Below are 6,444 nucleotides of genomic sequence, written 5' to 3' on the forward strand. Positions count from 1 at the left end.
TTACGTTGTCCTCTCTGTCTATGACTACGATGACCCCCACTGTGAGGGAGATGTAAAGTTCGCACCTGATATCCTCAAGGTGAACGATGTAACAGCCAGGTTAATCCCCTCCAATTGGACGAGAGGAACGGCGACCTACACCGGGATACCCTACAGCACTTACGTGGTGGGGATCGGGAACGAGACCTGTACGGCGGGTTTCACTGAACTTTCCACCCTTATCCTACCCTACCTCAGGGCGGGCGACTACATCCTCCTCATCAATGGCGGGAAAGACCGGCTCTGCAGGGTGCAGGGGAGCCTGTATACGATACACTTCGGATTCTTTAAGAAAGGTACTGAGGAAGGAAAGGAAGTGTCGCTCCTACTTGTTGGAAGGGGATAAAATCGGCTCCCCAGCGAATCATGTTCGGAATGTAACGTTCATGTGATTTCTGGGGAAAGGCCTATAATATTCAAAAACCAACCGGATTAACGGGAGCCACTGGGAATCTGCATCGGGTGCAACTTAAAGAGGGGCGCCACACCTGCAGGATGCGCCTTCTGAGAACGGTGTATTAAGGCGCAAGCATGGATGTGAGGGGGAAATTGGGGTGGTTGTAGAAGGTTTGATTCTTTACTCTTTCCTCCGGCCTTTTCAACAGGGGAGCAGGGGGTGGATCTTGAGGTTCTTAAGGGGGTGAAAAGATGAGGAAAAATATTAGCGAGCTCATAACCCTCCGTGGAAGGAGGGCCCTTATAACAGGTGCCGCTTCGGGAATAGGAAGGGCGACAGCTTTACGCTTCGCCGAAGCCGGGGCGGATCTGGAGCTAGTGGATATCAACGAGTCCGGCCTCATGGAAACGAAGAGGCTTGCAGAGAAGTTTGAAGTTGAGGCCAACGTTCACCGTGTAGACCTCTCGCGGAAGGCCGAGATAGACGCCCTCTGGGAGGGGCTGAAAAACAGGGAGCCAGATATACTCGTCAACAACGCCGGGGTCTACTGGTTTAAGGACTTCACAGAGGTTGATGAAAGTTTCTACGGGAAGGCCATGGCGATAAACCTCCACTCTGTCTTCTGGATGTGTCGGCACTTCGTTGAGAGGAGGAAGGATAAAGGCGGTGTCATCATAAACGTGAGCTCAATAGAGGCTTTTCTGCCCTTTGCCAAGGGTTTAGTCCATTATGATGCAGCGAAGCTCGGCGTCGTTGCACTCACGAGGGCGATAGCGAGGGAGCATGGAAGGAGGATAAGGGCCAATGTCCTCGTGCCGGGAGGCATAGAGACGGAAGGCGTGAAGAAGCTCAAGAAGGAGGCGATAATGAAGTTCGACACTGGAAAGATAGGCATCTCCTTCCACTTCAATGCGAGGCTTCCCATGGGGCGCTTTGGAAAGCCGGATGAAGTGGCCCGTGTCATGCTCTTCCTTGCCAGCGACATGGCCAGCTACGTTAACGGGGCCATAATTCCTGTTGATGGCGGTTTTCTCTCAACGTAGTTCAAAGGGCACCTCGGCTTCCTCTCCCCTTTCGATTTTGTGGAGTTCCTTCCTGTAGGCCTCAAGCGGTCTATCCTCGACCTTAAGAAAACCGGCGAAGGTTTTGGGCCTCTCATCCAGCTCGTCGAAGAACTCGGGATAGCGTTTGTCCCTGATCAGATGGTGGTCGAGGATTATCTCAGCGTTCGTCTCGCGGATTATCCCGTTGAGGTTTTTAATCCCAGTTTCCCAGGATCCTGCCGCCCGGGAGCCGAGATAAGTCGGCGGCCCACCGGTTATGAGCAAATCTGGGCTCTTCTCAATTATCCACTCGACCGCTTTTCTGTTCAGCAGCTGAATGTCGCTGGCGTGAATCACCCTTTCGGAGCCATCATCAATTAAAACCATCACGACGAAGCCGAGCTTGCTCCCTTCGCTCCCGTGGGGAACTGCAGGGGAGAACTCCAAGATAACCCCCCCGAGGTCAAAGGTTCTCCCATCGGCAAACTCTATTCTCTCCGCTATCGGCTCCGCGTTCTTTAGAAAGGCCCAGGCGCGCTTCCTCTGGCTGAAGTTTATGTGCTCCCGCGGGTGCTTGATGAAGAGGAGCTTATCTCGATAAATCTCCCCCGCAAAGGCTTCGCTCGAGCTCTCGTAGAGACCCTTAAAGAAGGGCGTGTGGTGGTCGTAGTGGTAATGGGAGATGGTCACAACATCAGCCCTTCTGGCGTAGCCCTGAAGCTTTCTCCTCATCCGGTGGAGGGTTTCAATTTCGATTTTGGCCGGCGGAAGACCGTAGCGCTTCGGCCCTAGGGCGACGCCTGGATCGATGAGGATTTTTAGGCCAGAGGCTTCAACGAAGGTCGCCAAGCTTCTAACGCCGAGGCTTTCAGAGGTGAGGGGAATAACGCGCATTTTATCACCGGAGCATGTTTGGACTAAAGGTTTAATAAGGCATGCCTCAAGACCAAGAGCCAGACCTTCTGATAGTTTTTTCCAAAAAGCCCAGAACATCGTTCCACACGTCATCAAACTCCGGCAGTTCCCTCAGCTGGTGGCTCAGGTTGCTCTCCCAAGCCCTTTCATAGTAAGGCCTTCTGCCTTGAAGGGCATGCACGTCCGGCTCAACCCCCTTAGCCTCGAACTTGGGACGGAGTATCCGAGCCACACTCGCCAAATCAGCAGCATTTTTTAGAAACCATATATCGTACAAGTCCCTTGGCCTCGTCCTCTGAAACAGGGACCTGATTTTCTCAGCTAAGATCTCCTCCAAGCTGTAAGCCCTGACGCTTACCACAGAAAACCTCGGGCTGTCCGAATAACCATGCAGAATCGGCCTTTCTTGAAGAGGCAGCAGTATCTTCTCGTACTTTTCCAGAGTTATGTCCATTTTAATCTTCGGAGGATTTCCAGTCCTGTTGAGCAGTCTAAAAGGAATCCGAACTTCAAATCCAAGGAGTTCTCCTTTGAAAAGCTTCACCCCATATCTCGGCCTCAGCTCAAAATCCAGGAACTGAAGGGGTCATTCGCTGGCCGCTTCAACGGCTTCGGCTATCTTAACCCGAACCTCCTCTATACTCGGCTCCTCCAAAAGCAGGGTATAATCAAGATCCTCAGAAAACCTGTAGTCCGGGAAGTAAGCCTTTTTCAGGCAGGTACCTCCCTTAAAGGCCAATACCCTCCAAAACTTTGACTTCCAGAGACCGTAGAGCATCCAGCTTATAGCGTAGTCCTTCTCAACGGTAGAGACCGGAACCCCAAGCTCGGAACTCAGGACCTTTATCTCGTCCTCAATCATTCTACCTCCTCCCAGTAATCATCCGGAACGTTGACTCGAAGGCCCCACCGATAGTTAAAGCGGCCTCCGGGGGGCATTGAAGGGTCAAGGAGTGCAAAGCTCTTCCGGTCCCTTTCAGAGAGCCTAATCTCCTTCTCAATCCCAAGGGCTAACCTCTCGCTCAAAAATCCCAAACGCTTCAGGACGGCCCTGCTCTTCATCCTCTCGGCGTACTCCAGCAGCTTTTCATAGTCCAGTCTCGCGTTCTTGAGGGCCTTAAGAACCTCGATTATTCCCCCGCAGTACTTGGGCTTGTCCAAACAGTCCACTATCGTCTTTTCTGGATCTGTTATCCGAACCTTTCTGCGTCCAAGACGTATGGTACTGATTCCAAAAAACTTCTCAGGACTGACTACGATCACCTTAAACCTCTTGCCGTCGACGATCAGGAGCTTCCGGTAGTCCTTCTTCACTGGTGTCTGGATGAAAATCGTTCTTGGGATCTGCTCAGTCATTCCATAATAGTTTAGGGCTGACCAGTAGGCAACCGCTCCGCTGGGCACTAACAACTGCCCCAAAACGAACTCATGGGGCGAAGAAGCCTTTCCGGGTTCTAAGGAGAGAGCGTAGATGCCCTTGGCGACTCTCCGGAGAAACCCCTCTCTGAGGAGGGCCTCAAGGTAGTAGTCTAACTGCCTCTTGGTCATGCCAAGCTTCTCTTGGGCTTCCTTCTTGGTGAAGACATCTCCCAGTTCTGAGAGCCGCCTCAGGACCTCTGTGGTATTCATATTTTCTCACCATAATCCCAATATAACCGGATGAAAATGAGAATTTTTGAATATAAAGGTTTTGGAAATGGGAGACTGTTCTAGATTCATAAATAAAAAGACAACAAATGGTCCCTGCTACTCTGAGCTTACAAGGTTTATGTGTTTGAGCTTTAGAACGTCTTTGAGCGGGCCTAAGAGTTCTCCGGCCTTTAAGAGCACTCCTGCACCGAGGAGTATCACTGCAAAAATGAGCCTTGCTTCCGCTAACCCAACCCAGTCCACGACGAAACCATAGATGAAGTAGAAGCCACTCATGGCCAACGCTGAGACCATCGAGTAGATTGACATCATCGTAGCCCTCTTCTCGCTCGGTATCCTGTGTTGGAGTTCCACGCCGAGGTTGAAGCCAAAGGCCGTGTGGACTATCGTAACGAGGATTCCAAGGGCGATTATCCAGAGCGGGTTTTGGTAAATGACGGAGAGAGCGGTTAGGACTGGAATGATGACGGGGGTGAGATGAGCCAGGCCACTACTAAAAAGAGATTGGAGAAAAAGTTAGAAGAATAAAATCGCAATATTTTAGTTAACCGATGACACATATCTGTCTCCATTGTCCTCCCTATTTTTTAACAGCAAAACCTTTTAACCCCTCCTTTCTAGAGCACTTTCGAAGGGGTGGGATGATGGGGCACCTTCAACCGATGACACCCACTCCTCGGAAAAGTCTCCTTTGGCCGAAAGAAGGCCGTAGAAGGGAGATTTGAGTTGAAAACCGATGATGAGTGTCATCCCTCCTGAGAGATGATGACATTATCCCCACCTGAGGTGGTTCAATGCTGGGTTTTTTTAAAAGGAAGAAGGAGAAGCACGGGCCCTTCGTTTATCTCAGCGAGCCAACTTTCCTCTACCACACCAGAACGGAGAAAGCTATAGTAGAAATCATCGGGGAAAAGCTCAACACGGACAACATCCTCGTACCCTCCAAATACGGCCTCAGGGACACGAGCGACAGGATTCCCAAGGCTGAATACCTCGTTGCAGTTGCCCCGCTCGGCAAGTTCACATCCCTCGTTGGTCGCGAGGTCAAAATAGGTCAGGAGCTCGGTATTAAGGTCTTCACCCTGCTCATCGCGAGAGAGGAGGACGAGCTCGTCTACCTCTGGGTCGAGGGGATTCCGGAAGAAGTCGAGTGGCTTTCACCTGAGGAGACCGAGGAGTTCATGAAGACCTTCCTCAACAGAGAGTTCATGGACTACCTGAAGAACGCCCTTCTCTTCGGCTCAAGGAGGAGGGAATGGTAGAAAAGAAAAAGTTCAGGCATTGGCCCTCTTTCTCTCTATGTAGTCGCATATTGCCTTTGCTGCCCTCTTCCCATCGCCCATCGCTAGGATAACCGTCGCCTCACCCCTTATCGCATCACCGCCTGCAAAGACACCGGGAATGCTAGTCATCAGGTTCTCGTCAACGACGAGGGTTCCGTCGGGGTTAGTCTTCAGGCCCGGAGTTTCAGCTATTATCCTGTTGGGTTCGAGGCCTATCGCTATTATGACAGTGTCCGCTGGTAGGGTTACGTACTCGCCAGTTCCCACTATCTTCCTCTTACCCCTCTTATCGCGCTCCTCCAGCGGTTTCATTCTCTCGAACTTAACAGCTTTGACCCTGCCGTTCTCGTCGCCTATGAACTCGACCGGCTGGAGGAAGAACTCGAACTTCACTCCCTCTTCCTCGGCGTGTTGAATCTCCTCGATACGGGCCGTCATGTCCTCCCTTCCGCGGCGGTAGGCGATGGTAACCTCACTCCCTAGCCTCAGGGCCGAGCGTGCCGCGTCCATAGCGGTATTTCCGGCGCCGATGACTATCGTCCTCTTTCCTATCGCTATTGGCGTGTCGTACTCGGGAAACTCGTAGGCCTTCATGAGGTTGACCCTCGTCAGGAACTCGTTTGCGCTGTAAATCCTCCCTAGGAGTATTCCCGGGATGTTGAGGAGCTTTGGCGTCCCGGCCCCGGTCCCTATGAAGACGGCATCATATTCTTGAAGCAGTCCTTCTATCGTAACTGTCCTCCCGACGACGTGGTCGGTGAGGATTCTAACGCCGAGTTTTCTCAGTTTTTCGAGTTCCTTCTCGACGATTTCCTTTGGGAGTCTGAACTCGGGAATACCGTACATCAGGACTCCCCCAGGCTCATGGAGGGCCTCAAAGATTGCCACGTCGTAGCCGAGCTTAGCCAGCTCGCCGGCGCAGGTGAGTCCAGCGGGGCCGGCTCCAACGACCGCCACCTTCCCTTTCCCGCAGACCTTAGGTTTCATCTTCTCCAACAGCTCGTCCTCTATGCCGTGCTTCCTCGCGTAGTCCGCAACAAACCTTTCGAGCTTGCCGATGTCTATGACGTCCCCGACCTTGCCCATGACGCAGTTCTTCTCACACTGGTCCTCCTGC

At 52.2% G+C, this 6,444-nt stretch carries 7 protein-coding genes and 1 pseudogene; 3 read left to right on the forward strand and 5 right to left on the reverse strand.

Annotated elements, in window-relative coordinates:
• Both MVD07_RS06300 and MVD07_RS06305 read left to right on the forward strand, forming a co-directional pair.
• On the forward strand, positions 1-385 hold a 385-nt coding region (locus MVD07_RS06300; RefSeq protein WP_297499771.1), incomplete at its 5' end, for a hypothetical protein.
• A 302-nt stretch (positions 386-687) separates the two neighbouring features.
• On the forward strand, positions 688-1,479 hold the full coding sequence (locus MVD07_RS06305; RefSeq protein WP_297499773.1) for an SDR family oxidoreductase: 792 nt from the start codon (positions 688-690) through the stop codon (positions 1,477-1,479).
• Here the strand turns inward: MVD07_RS06305 and MVD07_RS06310 are convergent.
• The 4 genes and pseudogenes from MVD07_RS06310 to MVD07_RS06325 form a co-directional block, all read right to left on the reverse strand.
• Positions 1,471-2,373: an MBL fold metallo-hydrolase gene (locus MVD07_RS06310; RefSeq protein ID WP_297499775.1), complete on the reverse strand. Its 903-nt coding sequence runs from the start codon at positions 2,371-2,373 to the stop codon at positions 1,471-1,473. The genes MVD07_RS06305 and MVD07_RS06310 overlap by 9 nt on opposite strands.
• Before the next feature lie 46 nt (positions 2,374-2,419).
• A pseudogene (locus MVD07_RS06315) lies at positions 2,420-3,256 on the reverse strand (nucleotidyl transferase AbiEii/AbiGii toxin family protein).
• The gene (locus MVD07_RS06320; RefSeq protein ID WP_297499777.1) at positions 3,253-4,023 is read right to left on the reverse strand and encodes a type IV toxin-antitoxin system AbiEi family antitoxin; all 771 of its coding nucleotides are present in this window, start codon (positions 4,021-4,023) and stop codon (positions 3,253-3,255) included. Before MVD07_RS06320 ends, MVD07_RS06315 begins: the two are co-directional and overlap by 4 nt.
• Before the next feature lie 117 nt (positions 4,024-4,140).
• Positions 4,141-4,398, reverse strand: coding sequence for a hypothetical protein (locus MVD07_RS06325; RefSeq protein WP_297499779.1), 258 nt, complete (start codon positions 4,396-4,398; stop codon positions 4,141-4,143).
• 440 nt (positions 4,399-4,838) lie between these two features.
• On the opposite strand from MVD07_RS06325, the gene MVD07_RS06330 reads away from it, so the two are divergent.
• Complete coding sequence (locus MVD07_RS06330) at positions 4,839-5,306, forward strand: hypothetical protein (protein ID WP_297499781.1); 468 nt, start codon at positions 4,839-4,841, stop codon at positions 5,304-5,306.
• A gap of 12 nt (positions 5,307-5,318) precedes the next feature.
• On the opposite strand, the gene gltA is transcribed toward MVD07_RS06330, so the two are convergent.
• On the reverse strand, positions 5,319-6,444 hold a 1,126-nt coding region (gene gltA, locus MVD07_RS06335; protein ID WP_297499783.1), incomplete at its 5' end, for an NADPH-dependent glutamate synthase.

It is taken from the genome of Thermococcus sp., from assembly GCF_027008145.1.
GTDB lineage: Archaea > Methanobacteriota_B > Thermococci > Thermococcales > Thermococcaceae > Thermococcus.

Bases quoted from the DNA above. Each gene is read 5' to 3' on its own strand.
- MVD07_RS06320 (WP_297499777.1), bottom strand. From the start codon at position 4,023: ATGAATACCACAGAGGTCCTGAGGCGGCTCTCAGAACTGGGAGATGTC.
- MVD07_RS06305 (WP_297499773.1), top strand. From the start codon at position 688: ATGAGGAAAAATATTAGCGAGCTCATAACCCTCCGTGGAAGGAGGGCC.
- MVD07_RS06310 (WP_297499775.1), bottom strand. From the start codon at position 2,373: ATGCGCGTTATTCCCCTCACCTCTGAAAGCCTCGGCGTTAGAAGCTTG.
- MVD07_RS06330 (WP_297499781.1), top strand. From the start codon at position 4,839: ATGCTGGGTTTTTTTAAAAGGAAGAAGGAGAAGCACGGGCCCTTCGTT.